Origin of the sequence: Ottowia flava (genome assembly GCF_008017535.1) — a bacterium.
Classification (GTDB): domain Bacteria; phylum Pseudomonadota; class Gammaproteobacteria; order Burkholderiales; family Burkholderiaceae_C; genus Ottowia; species Ottowia flava.
On record NZ_VRUA01000022.1, the window covers coordinates 22,583 to 39,369 of the forward strand.

At 61.7% G+C, this 16,787-nt stretch carries 19 protein-coding genes; 17 read left to right on the plus strand and 2 right to left on the minus strand.

All coding sequences use genetic code 11. The features are described from left to right. The first annotated feature begins 7 nt into the window (after window positions 1-7). The 16 genes from FVQ98_RS16910 to FVQ98_RS16980 are packed head-to-tail and all read left to right on the plus strand — an operon-like array spanning window position 8 to window position 14,396. The gene (locus tag FVQ98_RS16910) at window positions 8-1,342 is read left to right on the plus strand and encodes a GspE/PulE family protein (RefSeq protein ID WP_147914633.1); all 1,335 of its coding nucleotides are present in this window, start codon (window positions 8-10) and stop codon (window positions 1,340-1,342) included. A 12-nt stretch (window positions 1,343-1,354) separates the two neighbouring features. After that, window positions 1,355-2,053 (plus strand): DsbA family protein, encoded by a 699-nt coding sequence (locus tag FVQ98_RS16915; RefSeq protein WP_147914634.1) that lies wholly within the window; start codon window positions 1,355-1,357, stop codon window positions 2,051-2,053. A gap of 9 nt (window positions 2,054-2,062) precedes the next feature. After that, on the plus strand, window positions 2,063-2,506 hold the full coding sequence (locus FVQ98_RS19915) for a hypothetical protein (protein WP_222707618.1): 444 nt from the start codon (window positions 2,063-2,065) through the stop codon (window positions 2,504-2,506). Then, complete coding sequence (locus tag FVQ98_RS16920; RefSeq protein ID WP_147914635.1) at window positions 2,464-3,060, plus strand: OmpA family protein; 597 nt, start codon at window positions 2,464-2,466, stop codon at window positions 3,058-3,060. Before FVQ98_RS19915 ends, FVQ98_RS16920 begins: the two co-directional genes overlap by 43 nt. Next, on the plus strand, window positions 3,057-3,356 hold the full coding sequence (gene traL, locus FVQ98_RS16925) for a type IV conjugative transfer system protein TraL (protein ID WP_147914636.1): 300 nt from the start codon (window positions 3,057-3,059) through the stop codon (window positions 3,354-3,356). Before FVQ98_RS16920 ends, traL begins: the two co-directional genes overlap by 4 nt. Continuing rightward, window positions 3,353-4,231, plus strand: a complete 879-nt coding sequence (locus FVQ98_RS16930) for a TraE/TraK family type IV conjugative transfer system protein (protein WP_187265774.1) — start codon at window positions 3,353-3,355, stop codon at window positions 4,229-4,231. The genes traL and FVQ98_RS16930 overlap by 4 nt, the downstream gene beginning before the upstream one ends. Beyond that, entirely contained in the window at window positions 4,134-5,033 is a 900-nt protein-coding gene (locus FVQ98_RS16935) for a TraK domain-containing protein (RefSeq protein WP_147914638.1), read from the plus strand. Before FVQ98_RS16930 ends, FVQ98_RS16935 begins: the two co-directional genes overlap by 98 nt. Window positions 5,034-5,035: 2 nt before the next feature. Then, window positions 5,036-6,292 (plus strand): TraB/VirB10 family protein, encoded by a 1,257-nt coding sequence (locus tag FVQ98_RS16940; RefSeq protein ID WP_028603736.1) that lies wholly within the window; start codon window positions 5,036-5,038, stop codon window positions 6,290-6,292. Window positions 6,293-6,312: 20 nt separating this feature from the next. Then, window positions 6,313-6,930: a TraV family lipoprotein gene (locus tag FVQ98_RS16945; RefSeq protein WP_147914639.1), complete on the plus strand. Its 618-nt coding sequence runs from the start codon at window positions 6,313-6,315 to the stop codon at window positions 6,928-6,930. Window positions 6,931-6,962: 32 nt separating this feature from the next. After that, window positions 6,963-7,343 carry a TrbC/VirB2 family protein gene (locus tag FVQ98_RS16950; RefSeq protein ID WP_147914640.1) on the plus strand — a complete coding sequence of 127 codons (381 nt, stop codon included), beginning with the start codon at window positions 6,963-6,965 and terminating at the stop codon, window positions 7,341-7,343. A gap of 59 nt (window positions 7,344-7,402) precedes the next feature. Further along, window positions 7,403-9,922: a TraC family protein gene (locus FVQ98_RS16955; RefSeq protein WP_147914641.1), complete on the plus strand. Its 2,520-nt coding sequence runs from the start codon at window positions 7,403-7,405 to the stop codon at window positions 9,920-9,922. Window positions 9,923-9,952: 30 nt separating this feature from the next. Next, window positions 9,953-10,525, plus strand: a complete 573-nt coding sequence (locus FVQ98_RS16960; RefSeq protein WP_147914642.1) for a hypothetical protein — start codon at window positions 9,953-9,955, stop codon at window positions 10,523-10,525. After that, on the plus strand, window positions 10,506-11,066 hold the full coding sequence (gene lepB, locus FVQ98_RS16965) for a signal peptidase I (RefSeq protein WP_147914643.1): 561 nt from the start codon (window positions 10,506-10,508) through the stop codon (window positions 11,064-11,066). The genes FVQ98_RS16960 and lepB overlap by 20 nt, the downstream gene beginning before the upstream one ends. Continuing rightward, entirely contained in the window at window positions 11,047-12,231 is a 1,185-nt protein-coding gene (locus tag FVQ98_RS16970; RefSeq protein WP_187265775.1) for a TrbC family F-type conjugative pilus assembly protein, read from the plus strand. The genes lepB and FVQ98_RS16970 overlap by 20 nt, the downstream gene beginning before the upstream one ends. A 60-nt stretch (window positions 12,232-12,291) precedes the next feature. After that, a complete protein-coding gene (locus FVQ98_RS16975) occupies window positions 12,292-13,425 on the plus strand; it encodes a TraU family protein (protein WP_147914645.1) in 1,134 nt (377 codons plus the stop codon). An 11-nt stretch (window positions 13,426-13,436) separates the two neighbouring features. After that, entirely contained in the window at window positions 13,437-14,396 is a 960-nt protein-coding gene (locus tag FVQ98_RS16980; RefSeq protein ID WP_187265776.1) for a tetratricopeptide repeat protein, read from the plus strand. Window position 14,397: 1 nt separating this feature from the next. Here FVQ98_RS16980 and FVQ98_RS16985 read toward each other — a convergent pair whose 3' ends face one another. Then, on the minus strand, window positions 14,398-15,210 hold the full coding sequence (locus tag FVQ98_RS16985; protein ID WP_147914647.1) for a DsbC family protein: 813 nt from the start codon (window positions 15,208-15,210) through the stop codon (window positions 14,398-14,400). Between the two features lie 153 nt (window positions 15,211-15,363). On the opposite strand from FVQ98_RS16985, the gene FVQ98_RS16990 reads away from it, so the two are divergent. Next, window positions 15,364-16,092, plus strand: a complete 729-nt coding sequence (locus tag FVQ98_RS16990; RefSeq protein WP_147914648.1) for a hypothetical protein — start codon at window positions 15,364-15,366, stop codon at window positions 16,090-16,092. On the opposite strand, the gene FVQ98_RS19920 is transcribed toward FVQ98_RS16990, so the two are convergent. Continuing rightward, entirely contained in the window at window positions 16,084-16,614 is a 531-nt protein-coding gene (locus FVQ98_RS19920) for a hypothetical protein (RefSeq protein ID WP_222707619.1), read from the minus strand. The two genes, FVQ98_RS16990 and FVQ98_RS19920, sit on opposite strands and share 9 nt — an antisense overlap. Window positions 16,615-16,787: the final 173 nt, after the last annotated feature.

A 16,787-nucleotide genomic window follows, 5' to 3' on the forward strand; every position in this document is an offset into this window, starting at 1 on the left:
TCGACCGATGAACGCACCCGACTTGCAGGCGATCGATCTGACGCCTATCAATCGCTTTGAAGAGTTTGAACCGCTGTACCAGCGTGGAGACAAGCTATTTGATCTGGGGGAGTTGGACAAATTCATCAACACCGACCGTGGTGATGAGGAGGTGGTGAAGTTCCTCAACTGGGTGTTTCCATACGCTGCCCACGTCAAGGCATCCGATATTCACCTTGCCAACACCGAGCGCGGGTGCGCGGTCCGGCTTCGTGGCCAAGGCACGGAGTTGCAGCAAGAGTTCCTGCTATCACGAGACGCGGGGATGGAGATCGATAGGAAGATCCGCGCGCGGTGCCGGCTCAACATCAACGACCGCGAGAAGCCGCTGGACGGCTCTTTTTTCTTTCAAGCGGAGGTCGGGGGTCAGGCGCCTCGCCTGATCGACGTTCGGGTCTCGATCATGCCGACCAAGATGGGCCAATCGATCGTGCTTCGGATACTGGACTCATCGAACGCTGGTAAGCAGCTCAACGACATCCTCATGACCGACAGCATGAGGGAAGTCCTGCTCAGGCTGTTGGAGTCTCCCGAGGGAATGCTGTTGGTGTGTGGACCGACGGGCTCCGGCAAGACTACGACGCTGTACGCCTGTCTGAACCACCTCAACCTGCCTTCGCGTCACATCGTCACAGCCGAGGATCCAGTCGAGTACCGCCTGCCAGGCGCGAACCAGGTCGAAGTGAACTTCCATCGGCCGTTCCCGAGGGTGCTGAGGTCTTTCCTGCGCCAGGATCCCGACATCATCCTGGTCGGTGAAATTCGCGACGATGAAACCGCCAGTGTCGCGGTCAACGCGGCCAACACCGGGCACCTTCTCCTGAGCACGTTGCACGCGAACTCGGCCGCCGTCGCGATCACCCGATTGGTTGGCCTGGGCGTCGAGCGCTACACCATGGCTGAAGCTCTGCGCGGCTTTTTCTCACAACGGCTCGCACGCCGTCTCTGCACATGTGCACTGCCCTACACGCCGACCGAGGAAGAGCTGCGGCGCGTTGTTGAGCACGAATTTCCCATAGAGCACATGGGAACCAGTCGCTTCCACGTCGTCAACCACGATGGATGCGAGTTGTGCCAGGGCGGGAGTACTGGCAGAGGGTACGCGGGTCGCGTGCCTGTGTTCGAGTTTGCCGAGAACACGCCCGATGTGGCCAGGGCAATCATCACCAACGATCCCGAGCTGATGGCTTCGGCATTGAGCGCTCAACCCCAGTACGAGACGCTGACGCAAGCGGCGCTTGGACTGTCCGCCAATGCACGACTGGACTTTCACGAAGCCCTTTATCTCGTCCAACGCTACTGAGGCTTTTCCAGCATGAATCCACTTCAATCCCGCCGCACCCTGCTCGCCGCCGTGGCCGCGATGGGCACCTTCCCGCATGCCTTGGTCCGTGCACAAACCCCGGTGCCAAACGCCGGCGCCGACCAAGGCGGGCAGGGTCCGAGAACCGCAGTCCCAACGATCAAGCCGTTCATCGAGATCGGCCGATTCGAAGAGGACAAAGATCGCCTGTTCATGTTCATGCAGTACACCTGTCCGTTCTGCGCGAGCTTGCATGGGCCGATCGTGACGTGGGCGCAGACGCTTCCTTCGCCCATGAAGCTGGTGACGATCCCCCTGGGCGAAGACAACGACGCGACCCGAGCATCCATCTTTGCGCACTACGCCGTGCGCGAGATCGCCCCCAAGCAGCTCGAAGCCTATTCGCAGTCCGCATACCAGGTAGGTCAGAGCGCCAATCCAACGGCCGCTGGCTACCTCAGCATCCTGCCCAAGCTGGGCCTCAAGCGCGAGGCCGTGGTGTCCGCCATCAACTCCCCTCGAACCCGCGACCGGGTCATGCGCGGTCTGCGTCTGGCAAGCCGGTACCGCGTCACCGTCACCCCCACCTTCGGTGTGGCCGGGCGATGGACCACCAATCCAGGTTTCACCAGCGGAAAGAGCCAGGACCTGGTTGCGCTGCTCAACGTGCTCGTCACGACCGCTATCCAGGGCGGCGATCTGACGATCTGAGTGCCTTCAATGTCGGCGAGGTTCTATCGGCCGTTTGCATCCGTCGTCGGGATCCTGATCGCGACGGCGATTTGCATCGCGGCCTTCGTTCTTCAGCCGAAGCCCTCGTGCTCCGATGGCGGTGATCCGGCGGCCGCCGACAACAACCTGATCAGCTTCGATGTTCGGCACCCCGTCTGGGCGTCCATTCGCGACACGTTCACCTTCAACAAGGCTGGTGACAGCTGTTTCGGTAAGGCTTCGGCCGTGGCCTACCTCGGCTGGTCCGACGCCGCCTTCCAAACGCTTCGGGCAAAGAGCCACAGCATCTACGTGACCACAAGGCATTTACTCGCCGGGTGTCTAATACTTGCAATCCTGGGTGCGGTTATCCGTATAATGATTGCAATCGTAACCCGTAGGAATGGTAGATGCCGACACGCCGCAACCTGGGATTTTCAAGTGCCGCCTTGATCGCGTTGGCCTTGGCTGGATGCAACACGACACCGCCTCCAGCCAGAGAACTGGGCATCGAGCGAGCAGAGCTGGTAACGCTCGTCAGCTACACCCAAGATCAGATGGCGGTGTACGCCGAAGGGGAAGGCACTTACTACTGGCGTGGCCGCTCCGACATGCTCCCCCCGGACGCCGTTTTCATCTGGCAAGACGACGAAATCTCCACCACGCCAGCAGTCGGCACGCAAGTACTTCCCCGCCCTCGCACCGAAGCCGTGCTGTTGGGCACCGTCTACTTCGGGACGAACTCCGCAGTCCTGACCCCCAAGGCGCGCAAAGCGCTCGACGAGTTGCCCGAGTCTCATCGGCTCTCGATCGTGTCGGGCCATGCCGATGTGCGCGGCCCTGATCGCATCAACGACCCACTGAGTGAGCGCCGCGCCAAGGCGGTTGCCGACTACCTGCGCGCGCGCGGCACCTCGGTGGGCAATGTGACCTGGCACGGGTCACACCAACCCGAACCGACTCTGCAGCAATCTCGCCGCGCTGAGATGTGGAAGGAAACCGAATGAAATCCGAACAGATCCCCCAGAAGCTCGACAACCCTGCCCAGGTGTTCTGGCTTGAGGTCGACGAGATCATGCCGTTCTTCATCTGCTGGGCTGCAGGGCTCTTCCTGCGCAAGCTCACAGGATCGACCTGGATGGTCACCGGCGGCATCGCCGTCGGCATCTTCTTCTCATGGGTCTACATGAAGCACAAGCGAGGCAGCTTGCCTGGCGCGCTGCAGCACATCTTCTACAACGCCGGCGTCATTGGTTTGAACAAGCGCTTCTCCAACGGCCTGCTGCGGAGCTTCACCAAATGAAACTCAATATCTTCGCTGGCAAGCTGAAGCAATCGCTTAGCCAAAACCAAATCTTGGCTGTCGGCCTGGTGGCCGTGGTCATTCTGGCCACCTTGCAGCAACTCAAGATCAACCAGATGCGCGAGCGCGTGGTGATCCTGCCGGCCGGCATGACCGAAAAGACCGAGATCGCAACCCGGAGTGCGAACGAGGCCTATTACAAGAGCTGGGGGGTATTCGTTTCGAGCCAAGTCGGATCGGTCACACCTGGCGAAGCGGAATCAACCGCTACCGTGCTGGAGCCCTATTTCACGCGCGAAGCCTGGCTTCCGGTCAAGAGCCATCTGAACTCGATCCGCCTGGATCCGAACTACCAGCAGTACGCGGCCGTCAACCAGTTCTCCCCCAAGTTGGCCATCTACGAGCCCAGCACTAACAAGACCTTCGTTCAGGGCACACAGAAAACCTCCGTCTACCGGGACAACAAGGCCCTGCCTTTGTCCCAGATGGAAGTCACCTACGAGATGGACATCAAGATCCAGTCCGGCGTGCCGAAGGTGACGAACATCACCAGCTACCGAGGTCCTGCCCACACCATTGCCTGGGCGCAGCGCTTCCCCAGCGCCGCGGCCGCATTCAAGGCGCAGCAAGCCAATCGACCTGACCAGCTCACGCCTCAGCTGAGTGGCAGCGACGACGCGGCGGCCGACGCGCCCGCCGGGAGTGCATCGGCTCCCGCAGGGAACGCGGCTACGCCCGCTCTCGTGGCACCTCCATCACCAACTGACGCCGCCGTCGATGGCGCACCTTCTGACGGCGCGAGCCGCCCGCCTGCTGCTGCCGCGCGTAACGGCAATCAGCCTGATTCCACCCTTTCATCGGCTGATCGCCTCTAAAACCACGGGAGTCATTTTCATGCGACGAAGCGTTATTCAACCGACATCGCTTGCGCTGCTGCTGGCCACAGCCATGGCCGGCGCATCCGCACAACCTAGCTCGACAGGCCTTGGGCGTCTCAACGTCAACAAGAGCATCGAGGTCCAGGCAGAGTCTGGCCTGCAGAACGTCGTCACGCGATACGGTGAGAACCGCTCGGTCCCGGTGTCCGCAGATCAGCCCAACATGATCCTGACGCCGTTTGCTGACCCTAACGTAGTCGGCGATGGGGTGGGCTATGACTTGGGTCGCAACGGCAATGTGATCATCGTCTCGGCAACGAAGAAGCGCCCATTCTGGATCTCGATCGTCGACAAATCGAACCCAACTGCCACGCCGGTATCGCTGACGCTCCAACCCCGGTCCGGGATGCAGTCCCAGACCATCGTCATGCAGGTGGCCGGCAAGGGCGCTGTGGACAGCGACAGCGATGGCCACGGGTCAGGCTTCGTGAACCGTATGCGCGATGTGCTGCGCGACATTGTTCAGGGTCGCAATCCTCGCGGGTTCACGGTGCGACCGCTGGCCAGCAAGATGGCCTTGACCAACGGCCTTACCGCGAAGCCGGTGGAGCTGTACGCCAGCTCTTCGCACGACATCTATCGGTTCCGCATCACCAACGGCAGCTCCACGACGCAGACCTTGACCGAAGAGTTCTTCGGCGACAAGGACGTTGCTGCAGTGACCATCTACCCGAATCTGTCGCTGCAGCCGAACCAGTCCACTGACGTGCTCATCATGACCAAGCGTGGAGGCAACTGAACATGGCCGCCCTCACGAATATCAAGCGCAACTGGGCGCACATGGACTCGAAGAAGAAGCGCAACACGGCGATCCTTCTCGTGATCGTGGCCGCCCTTGGATTCATGGTGCTCACCGGCAACAGGCCCCTGATGACGAAGCCCGACACGTCGAACAACCAGACCACCCTGGTGACGCCGCAAACGCGCTCCCTCACGTCGCAGGACGTGATGGATGCGTTGCAGGCCCAGAACAGGTCTCTCGCCGACATGAAGAGTCGCCTCGAACAGATGAAACTGACGCAACCCGCACCGGGCGAAGGCGGGGATTTCAACGCTGAGAAGGTTCGGTCGCTCATCGCGGAGGAGATCGCCAAGGCCAACCAGCACCTGCCGCCTCCGCCGACCAATGCGTCGACGCCAGGCGACACTGCGCCCCTGCCCACAACGGCACCGCTCGACGGTTCCGGCGCCGGCGCTGGCGTACCCGAAGTGCAAGAGCCTAAGGGCCCACGTTTCCGCAGTTTGACCGACAGCCTTCCAGGTGCCACGCCGCCTGAAGCGCCTGCGTCCATGGCCGCGGGCACCAGGGTCACACCGACGGGCGCTGGCAAGTCGCGCAGCAAGATCGGCCAGGCCGGCATGTACCTGCCACCAGGCACGCTGCTGCCCTACGTCATGTTGTCCGGCATGAACGCGCCGACCAACCAGAGCGGCACCAAGGATCCGATGCCTGCGCTGCTGCGAGTCCGTGGCGATGTCATTCTGCCCAACGGCTACACGGCCGACCTCACCGACTGCTTTGTGACCGTTTCAGGCTACGGGCAGATGGCCGACGAGCGCGCGATCCTCCGCACCGAAAAGATCAGCTGCGTTCGCACGGATGGCATGGCCATGGAAGCCGACATGAAGGGCTACATCACCGGCGAAGACGGCAAGCCCGGTGTTCGCGGTCGCCTGGTGAGCAAGACCGGGGAGGTCATTGCCCAGCTGCTCAAGACCGGGGCCATCAGCACCCTCGGCAACGTCGTTGCAGCCACAGCTCCGGTCTACGCCTCGCGCATGAATCAGGGCAGCAACAACGTCGTGGTCAACACCGGCAGCAGCCAGAACCCGGAAACCATCGCCGCGGCCCAAGCGAGCAGCGGCTTCAACAACGTGATGGACAAGATCTCGAACATCTATGCGGAGTACGCCAAAGAGACGTTCCCGGTCATTGAGATCTCCCCCGGCCGTGAAGGAAACATCCAGCTCGTGAATGGCCTGGAACTCCCGCACTGAACCGCTTCAAGGAACCGACCATGAACTTTCAACGCCCTTTCTTCGCACTGGCCGCGACGGCCGTCATCACCCTCACGGGCTGTGCCAGCTCCATGAACATCGGCGAGTCCGGACTCACCTGCCCAGCCGGCGAGGGAATGCCTTGCACGGACTCGCGCACCGTGTTCGAACGCACCAACAATTTCCAGCCTGGTGACTCGATGTATGGCGCGCGGGTCCGCGGCGAAGGCGGCGCCGGCGGCGCTGCCGTGGGCAGCTCGCCACAGCCATTCGACAACTTCGATGTGGACATGCGCGGTGGCGTCATCAACCACCCCTTGCCTGTGCGCACCGGCGCCAAAGTCATGCGTATCTGGGTGAATTCGTGGGTCGACGAGCGCGGCGACCTGAATTACCCGTCCCTGCTTTTCACTGAAATCACGCCGCGTCAGTGGAATGTCAACGAGTCGGCATCCAAAACCATGTCCCCACGTCGTATGACGCCTCTGCGCGTCAAGGAAGGAGCCTCAGCATCGCCCCAAACCACCCCGCTGCAAGCTAAGCCGTCGCAGGCCACAGCGCCTGTCGTCACGCCAACCGCGGTCCCCGCCGCACCGGCCAAACCGGCGCCTCTGCTGCCGGCGCCCCTGGCCAATTGATTTGCTTTTTTTTAACCCCCCAAGGAGTTTCCATGACAGCACTCACCCTCAACCCCAGGGGCCAACTCTCGGCCGAGAAGAAAGACCTGGACCCCGCAATCCGCAAAGAACAGTTGCGCCGCTGGGGCGCACGCGCCGCTATCGGTCTGATGCTGATCGTCGCACTAGCCATGCTGCTGATCCCTGAAGCGGCTCACGCTGGCAGCGACAGCACGTTCCGCGCGATCGTGGACTGGCTTGTGGGGATCTTGAAGGGCTCGGGCGGTTTGATGATCGCCGTGATCGCCTTGATCGTTGCGGTCATCTCGCTGCTCAGTGGGCGCTTCATGGCGGTCGGCATCGCCTTCGCCGTGGCCATCGTGGCCATCTACGGCCCTGACGTGCTGGAAAGCTGGTTCACCGCGATCTTCTAAGCACCCTCCCCCCTCGGGCGTGCCCGCGGGGGACCCAACACCACTGCACCCGCACGCCCATGAACATACTTGGAACAATCGGCGAGCTGATCCGCAAGGATGAGATCAGCGAATACCTCACCGTCTCGGCGAGCGACGGCAAGGATGTCCTCTTCTTCGAGGAAGAGCTGGCGATCGGGTCACTGCTTCGCTTCAACGCTCTCTCTGGGGCTTCCGATCAAACCCAGATCGCGCTCAACACGGTTTGCAATGAAAAGTACCCCGCCGGGACCATCATGCAGATCATCCAGTTTGGTTCACCGAATTTGGAGCAGACCGTCCACCAATACACCAAGCTGCGCGACATAGCCGAGCAGCAGCCCAATACCGACAGCGACAACTCGCGGGACTTTTGCATCGACTCGACACGCTCCCGCGCTCAAGCATTCCTGGATTTCACCCGCGATCGCGTTGTCCCGAGCTCCGACGTTCGCCTCACTGAGACCAACAGCTACTGGACCCTCAAGATTCCTCTGACCATCAAGGAATTCCTGGGCACGCAGAAAGAGCTCGACCAGATCCAGCGCGAGATTGAAGACTTCAAAATCATGCGCGCGCGACTCATGTCGCAGCTTCAAACGGCTGGCATTCAGTCCTACCCGGTGGAGACAGCAGAGTACCTGGCCATCATGCGCCGGTACTTCGACGTGTACGGCGACTGGGACTGGCGCTGGGATCCGCAAGCGCAGCTGTGCGACCAGATCATGCCGCCTGGCTCCCACATCAAGTGGACCGACAAGACCAACCGCTACCTGCATCTGAGCGGCTTCGCCGACAACGAGAAGCACCAGCGGCTCTGGTGCGGCATGCTGGCGATCGACTCCTACCCCAAGTCGGCGTCTCTGATCGAGATGTTCGAGATGACCGGCGACCCAAGTGGTACCGGCCCTCAGATCGGCATGCCCTACGCACTGTGCACGACGGTCCATTACCCGGACGCGATGATCAAGGAACAGAAGATCCGCAAGGGCCAGGTGATCACGGATCGGCAGGCCTTCGGCCCGATGCTGCGATGGAGCGAAAGCCTGCGGCACAAGTACGAAGGCTTCGCCCTCATGGGCCGATCCATTGCGGATGGCGACGCGCCCGTTGAAGTCGGCACCACGCTGACGCTGTTCAACCGATCGCGCAACGAGATCCATGGCGCGTTGGCACGGATCATCCCCTACTACAACTCGCTCGGGTGGCGCATGCGTCAGGAACGCTACCTGGTGGGCGTCAGCTTCTTCAACCAATTGCCGCTGTCGCCGTCGCCGACCAGCATCCTGCAAACCCACCGCTACAAAACCATGAGCGGCACGCACGCTGCCCAGTTCCTCCCTGTCCTGGACGAGTGGCAGGGCAGCGGCGCAGCGGTGCTGCTGTCGACTCGGCGCGGCCGCGCCTTCGGCTTGGACTTCTACGCGCCCGAGAACCCCAACTTCAACTGGGCGGTGATCGCTGAGGCCGGCTCAGGCAAATCGTTTTTGCTGCAGCGCCTGCAGATGGACTACGTTAGCCTGGGCTGCAAAGTCTGGAACATCGACAGCGGTGGCTCCAGCGCGCGGGCCTGCATGATCTCCGGCGGCGAAGTGCTGAGCCTGCACCGCGAGAGCAAGACTAGCCTCAATCCCTTCACAAAGGTGCAAGACATCGACGACGAGATGTCGATGATCATCTCGCTGCTTGGCAAGATGGTGGAGCCAGACGAAAAGATCAAGGCGATGGATGCCGCCATCTTCATGGAGGCGATCAAGTCCTGCTGGAGCCACAAAGGCCCGGACATGGAGATCGGCGATCTGATTCAGTATCTGAACAACCAGACGCCAGAGAAGGACCGCAGCGGCCGAGCCCTCGAACTTGCAAAACTGCTGATGCCGTTTGGGCCAATCGGCTCTTATGGCAGCTGGTTCAAAGGGCCCAACAACTTCCGGGCTGACGCATCCTGGACCGTGCTTGAACTGTCCGATCTGAAGACGAACCCGCACCTTCAGGCCGTTGTGCTCATGCAGCTGGTCAACGCGATCAAACAGGAGATGTACCTGGCGCGAGACGGCCGCAAGCGCATGCTGATCGTGGAAGAAGCTGGCGAGCGGTTGCGCACCGATCCAGGCTTCGCGGGGTTCATGAGCGAAGCGTACTCACAGGTGCGTAAAGAGGCTGGCTCGATCGGTCTCGTTCTGCAAAGCCTGTCACAGCTCTACAACCACACCAAGGATGGCGAAACCATCATGGCGAACTGCCCGAGCAAGCTGCTCTTGCACCAGACGCCGGAGACCTTGAATGCTGCGGAGCGCAATGAATGGCTGAACATGAATGCCTACCAGCGCTCCATCGCGCGTCAGGTCCACACCGTCAAGGGGCAGTACTCGGAAATTGCCGTCTTCACACCTGGTGGTTCGGGGATCGCGCGCCTGGTTGAAGGCGCCTACAACCAAGCGCTCTTCACCACCGAAGGCCCAGCGTTCCACGAGGTGATGAAAGCACTCCGCAAAGGTGCCACGCCTCACGAGCTGCACGAACTCATCGAGCGCTATTCGCTGGCCACCGACGAGGCCTGATCGCACATCCACCAGCCACAGGGAGAACCTATGTCCGACGAAACCACCCAAACCGACGCAGCGCAACCCGTGGTTGCGGCTCCCACGGCCACCCCTTTGCTGCCTGAACCGCCTGCCAGTGAGAAGTCATCCCTCAACACGATCCTGGTCGTCATCATCGTGATCTTGGGCGGCCTGATTGTTGCCAACGGCGTCACAAAGTACTTTCCCGGCTTCGGGGCAAGCGCGCCAGTCGCTGTGCTGGACTCCGACCTCGTCAGCGCAGCCGGGATACATGACTTGCTGCAGCGTGCGCCCAGCATGACGCCAGAGGCCGTTGAGGCGGAGTCGAAGAAGCGCGCCGAAGCCCTCCAGCACACGCTTGCGGATCTTCGCCAGCGCGGCTACATCGTGATCGACCGCACTGCGGCGCTTTCGTGGCCAGCTGCTGCGGACATCACCGAGCAGACCGCGACGAACCTCGCGATCCCGCCGGCCGCATTGCAGGCAGTTCGTGATCGCCGAGCTGAGCAGCAGCGCCTGGCCAGGACGGGCAACGCCGCTTGGCCGCCGACCTCATCGGCTCCAGCTGAAAAGACGATCAGTGGCTCAAACCTCGATTGATCGCGCTCGCCTGTGGCACTGGATCCTGCACCCGGATCCTCAGCTGCTGCGTCGCCGTCTCATCGGCCTGATCATCGTCATGACCATGGTCAATCTGACGATGTTCGGCACCAACTGGCTCGATCGCAACTACAGGCTGTTCTACGAGAAGTACACCGAGGGGTGCCTGCCCTATTCGTTCTACGCGGTTGAGCGCAGACCGGCCATCGTGATCCAGCACGGTGACGTGGTGATGTTCACTGCGCACCGAATGGAGCCGGTGCTTCCAGACGGTTCACGCATCGGCAAGCTCGTAATCGGCGTGCCTGGCGACCAGGTGAATGTGACTCATGGCCGCTTGTACGTGAACGGCCGGTACTGGGGTTCCACCAAGCTGGGCGCCCAGAAGTTCGCCAAGCTGCCGAGCAGCTGGGACAAGAGCTACGTCTTGAAGCAGGACGAGTTTTTCGTGTTTGGGAGTGAGCCACGTAGCTGGGACTCTCGCTTTTGGGGACCTGTGAAACGCGATGAAATCATTGCCCTTGCCCATCCTCTGTTCTAGCCTGATCCTGCTCCTCTCTGCATCGGCGACCACGGCTCAGACCCACCTTGCTCAACTGGACGCGGCGACGACTGAACGCCTTCGCCAACAGTCGGAGGCGCTGAAGCGCGACCAGCCGGACAAGCGCGTCGACGACACGACCAGGCGCCGGCTCGAATACCAGGCGCAAAACCCAACCAACCCGGCCGGGACCGCCAGGACGCCGCTCCAGAACAAGGATCTGCAGGCCGCGCAGCGCGATCCGATGACGGCGGTCACCGCCGGCGAGAACCCGATCGCGCAAGAGCTGGCCGGGGTGACCACCGTCGTCTTTATTTCCGACTCGATGCCGGCGCACACGCTCGCGCCGATCATGCAGGCCGGCGTCGGCCGGCCGGAAGTGCTATACCTCCTGAGGGGGTGGAAGGGCGACGGCCAGCAGCTGGCCCCTCTCGTCAAGAGCATTCGGCAAAAAGCCGGCTTGAGCGATACCGCGCAGATCAATCTGTACGTGCTGCCCAAGGCCTTCCGCCAGTACCAAATCGAGCGCGTGCCTGCCTACGTCATCAAGTCCAAGTCCAACGGCTGGCGCGGGCTGATGGGCAACGTCTCGCTCAAGGTGGCCGCAGATGAGATCGAAGCCGGCCGCTGGGGTCACACCATGGGCAATACCTGGGCCGTGGCCGAGCCTGACAAAGCGCTGGAGTACGAGCAGAAGCTGCGCAGCATCACACCCGAGATGGTTGCGAAGCAGCGCAAGAGCATGGCTGAGAGCGCAGAAAAGACCCTCACCAAGGGCTCACCCCTGCCGATGGTCAAAACGGCCGCCAGCCGCCTTTTTGACCCGGCAGTGCCCCTCGAAAAGGACATCGTCATCGACGGCCAGGTGCGGGCCAAGAAGGGCCAGATGATGAACGCGCTGGCGATCGACCCGACCGGCCAGCGCTACTACGCCGCCATCGACGCCACCGACCCATGGCAACTCACGCTGGCCAAGAAGTGGTCGGCGCAGTACCCCGGCTTGATGCTGTTCTTCACCAACCGGGACGGCCGAATCAATGAGATTGGGGTTCCCGCGTACCCCGCGGCAAAGAACGTACTGGCCCGCATCGGCATTACCGAGGTGCCTTCGCTGGCCAGCCAGGAAGGCCTGAAGCTGCGGATCCAAACCTTCACCAAGCAGTAGGAGATCGACGTGCTTACCCTGATCAAACGCGCATTGAAGACGGCAGCGCTCACGGCGTGCATGCTGGGCGCTGCAGTGTCCGTCGCACAGGTGCCGGAGTCGTCGCTCCTCAACCCGAACGCATCCGAAACGATGAGCGCCAAGCTGTGCTCCAACGCCACGGACGTGATGGCCAATCCACTGAACTACATCTGCGTCGACTCGATGTTTCCGATCCGGATCGCATCGGTCGACGCCGGCGAGGCCACCGACAAGATCGGCTCGCCCTGGAACGCGCACAAGAACCCGATGTGTCAGTGCGGCATGTTTCCAAGCTACCCCATCGGCATGTGGGTGCCCGATCGCATGATCGAAGCTGTGGAGCAACCTGGTTGCTCGCCACTCACTGGGTTGAACCTGGCCAGCGCGCTGACGGTAGCGCTGAGCAAGACCCTGCCGAAGGGCCGAGAAAGCACGACGGCCGACGCCGGCGGCGGATCTGAAGCCGGCTTCCGCCACGTCAACACCTGGCAGTCGATGCTCCCGCAAATCCTTGGTTTGCCGGTCGCGAAGTGCCAGCCCACCATGCCGTTCGAGACCACGTTGATCTCGCCGATGTGGAACGCCAACGACCCGGTCACACCGAACCTGCTCTTCCCCGAGTGGAACCTCATCTACACACAGGTCATTGGCTTCGTGAAGTCCACCTTGTCGTGCGTCAACGCCACCTTGAACACCAAGGCTCAGCAGCCTATTGAAGATGCCATGTACTGGCAGCTCGGCTGCTGGGGCAAATCCCTGCCAGCCAACGGCCGCTATGCAGACAACGACCCCGTGCGCGGGAGCTCACTGGTCGCAGCGCGCTCGCTCTTTCACTCGGCCCGCACGGGCGGCAACGGCCTCTTCCTAACGGTTGGTGATGCAGCTGTCTGCGGACCCGTGCCCGCGCCCTTCCCCCAGAAGAGCGGCTTCAAGCATTCGATGATGTTCCCGTTCACGGAAAAAGGTCCGCTGGACACGAGCGGCCGAGCACAGTTCGACATCAAGTCGCCGCTGAGTCAGATCCAAGAGCTCAACCCCCTTGCTGCGGTCTTCAGTTCTTGCGCCCACAGCATTGGATCCAGCCACTGGCGCTGGGGCATGGGCAAGCACAAAGCCGTGACGCCGCGCGACTACGTCTACATGCAATGGCGCTGGATCGACTGCTGCCAATAAGGAGTCACCAAGTGAGCACGATCAACCGCAGACAAGCGCTCGCGCTTGCACTCACCACCGCCATGCCGACGGCGGTCTTCAGCCAGCCAGGCGGCGCAGGTTTCGGCAAGCAGGAGCGCGACGCGCTGAATCTGGCGCGTGCGGCCGCCAGCGGCTCACCTGGTGCGGCCGACAAGCTCAAGCGCCAGGCCAATACCGGCGACCGATGGGCGGCCATGCAGTACGGCTGGCTGGCCCACACCGGCCAGATGCCCAACCGCCTCGGCCGCGACATGGAGTTGGCCATGCGGGCCTACAACCTGTCCTGCAAGGTTGTCGGGGAAAACCAAGAGTTGATCTCGCTGTCGGGCAACCAGATCGCCGCGTACAACGCCGGCTTGGCCTACTACGCCGGCCAGGTCGAGGGCAAGCGAGATCCGTTTGCGGCGATCAAGTGGTTCCGCGCGGCCAGCGGCGAAGAAGGCGGGAAGCTGCCCTTCTACCCGGCCTACGTGTACCTGGCCAAGATCTACGAAAACGGTGAAGGTGTTCCCGTCAACCTGCCCGAGGCCGCTCGGTACTGGACAGCAGCAGCTGCGCAACGCGAGCCGACCGCGCTCTACACGAAGGGCAAGATGCTGATCGAGGGCGTGGGCGTCGGCAAGAACTACTTCGAGGGCTTCACCTTGCTGTTGCGCGCGGCCGACCAGTGGCAGATCGATGCCATCTACATGCTCGCCCAGATCTACGCAAACGGCAATTTCGCGCACGACCGCAATGACCTGGAGGCCACCAAGTGGATCCAGATCGCGGCCAGCAAAGACGAGCGTTACCGCAAGCTCGCCGATCAGATGAATGCCAAGTTGTCGCCGGCGGATCAGAAGAAGGCCCGCGCCGCATCGGTGAACTGGATGCGGTCGCACATGAAGGCGCCGGATCCGTTCGACTACAACTTGCCCATCAATGCGCCGCCACCGCGACGTGGCATCTAGGTCAGGTCTTCGACACTCTCTTGGCTGCAGCCTGCTGCAGCGCCTTCTCGATGTCTTGGCTTGAGCTCGCGCCCACGCGGCGCGTGCCATCTTCGAAGATCATCACCGGCGTGGACTTCACGCCAAGACGCTCCGCGGCCGCCATGGCGCCGCCCAGGCGCTCGACACCTCGCTCGCAAAGATCAGCTGCCGGGCGCACGCCCTTGCCCATCCATTCGGACCAGGCTTTCGCCGGATCCTCACTGCACAGGATGCGAGCAGCTTGTTGCTGAGATTGCGGGCCCAGGATGGCCACCACCAGGCTGTAGACCGTCACGTCGGGCACGGTCGCGAGGGTTTCGTGCAGCTGTCGGCAGTAGCCGCAGCTCGGATCCTCAACCACCAGAATCTTGCGCGATCCGTTTCCACGTTTGAGTGCCAGGCGAGTCGGAAGGTGCTCCCAGGACACTTTCTGCATCTCCACGATGCGGTCCTCAGTGAGGTTTCGGCCGTTGGCCACGCTGAGCACATTGCCCACGATGACGTGCTTGTAGTCGCGGGTGACGTAGGCCACGCCGTCGCTCGTCGACATCTCGATCAGGTGCGGAGACAAGGCCTTCAACGACTGAATCTTCGCCATGTCATCCACAGCGCGCAGCGCTAGCTCCACCTGCTTGGCCTCGGTGTCGCTGACAGCATCGGCAACAGCGTCCCCAATCTGTTCTTTAGCCGTCGGTGGTGCTGAGTGGTCAGAATTTATGCAACCTTGGACCAGGAAAAGAGTCCCAAGGAACAACGGTGCGAAGCGCAGATTCGAGAACAGTCTCACATTCATAGTCGGCCTAAGTGTGCGGAAAATTGCGAAAGTTGTACGATTATCCGTTACTGCTCTCGAATCCAGCAACCGCAATCGGCCTGGCTGTAATACGCGGTTACACTACGGGTAGGTTACAGAATCTTCCATCTCACATGTCGGAGGCTCATGGACATGGACCAGATCACTCAAGTCGTCTCTTGGACTGACACTTTGAAGGACACCGCGGTTGGCGAGCAACGCCGTCCGTGGGGCGGCGAGCGCATCGACGACGGTCTCATTGACATTTCGGGTACGCCCAAGGCCAAAAAGGCCCCGAAGGCCGACCCTGCCCGAGCGGCACGCAGAAAATCCCCTCTCACCGAAGACGAGAAGGATCAGGCCAAGCGCAAGACCGAGCTCGAACGCCGGCGCCTCATCGCGGTCTACGAGGATTTGCGCGATGAGCTGAACATGAACAACCGCGAGATCGTGGATGCGCTCAGAAAACGGCGCTATGAGATCTCCTACGCCAATTTCCAGCGCCATGTTCAGGGCAATGCATCGGTGCATGCCATTGCCAGAACCGTCAGCAAGACCCAGGCCTTCTACGACGAGATGATGAACAACCCGTACATGAATATGACCACCGAACAGGTCATTCATGCGTGGTTCACCGACGTTGGCTTGCCGTACCACGAGTTCGGCGTGCGCTCCGCTGCGCTGAAGGAGTTCGCAGCGATCGTGGATGAGACCTACTCCACGCTGTGGCGCTGGCGCCTGGCAGAAAAGATCCCCACCTACGCGGTGAACCGGATCGCCAAGAAGGTCGAGAAGATCAAGGCCGGGCTTCAGCGTGCTAAGGCGCGGGAAGAAGCCAAGAAGGCTCAGGCGGCGCGCACCCAGGCCCGCGCGTCAACCTGAGCTTGCGGTCAGCAGCGACACGGCTTGCTTGAACTTCAAGCCGGTCAGGTGCATCACCAGGTCAATCGCACCACCGCCGCCGGCGCGTAAGCGGCCGTCGTGCCACTTGAGGTCCGCTCCAGGACGTTGAGTAATCAGGATCTCGGCCACGAAACCCGTCATCAGCCCAACGTAGACGCGCCGGGTCGACGGGTCTTTCGTGGGCCGGAACTCAGCGTCGACCTTCCAGCTGGCGATTGCCTGGCTCTCTTGGAGTCGGCTGAGGACCTTCTTCGCTGGAAGCAGCCGAACCGATTCCAGCAGCTCGGCACCGTAAGCCGTCACTCGCTTGCGCGTGTTCGCGCGCGCGAAACGGACCGCATAGGCGGCGCTGCACTCCGTCGAAGTGGCGCCGGCCTGCGTGTGCATGCGTGCGACCAGCAGCGGCAGCAAGGCCACGCTCGCAGTCTCGAAGCACCATTCCGGTGTCGCTTTGGCTTTGGGCGACGCTTCCACCAGGTTTACGACTGCTGACTCGGTCATGCGACGAATGTATCATTTTCCATATAAACTCTGAAATTATTAATCGCAACAGTCATCGGGTCGCGATTGCAAGAGCGCCCAATGGCACTGGACACCGTCATGCCAAATTTGCACCTCGAATGCCCCCACTGCGATCACTCGCACGGGGATCCCCTGGAGGTCCTGCAGCACAC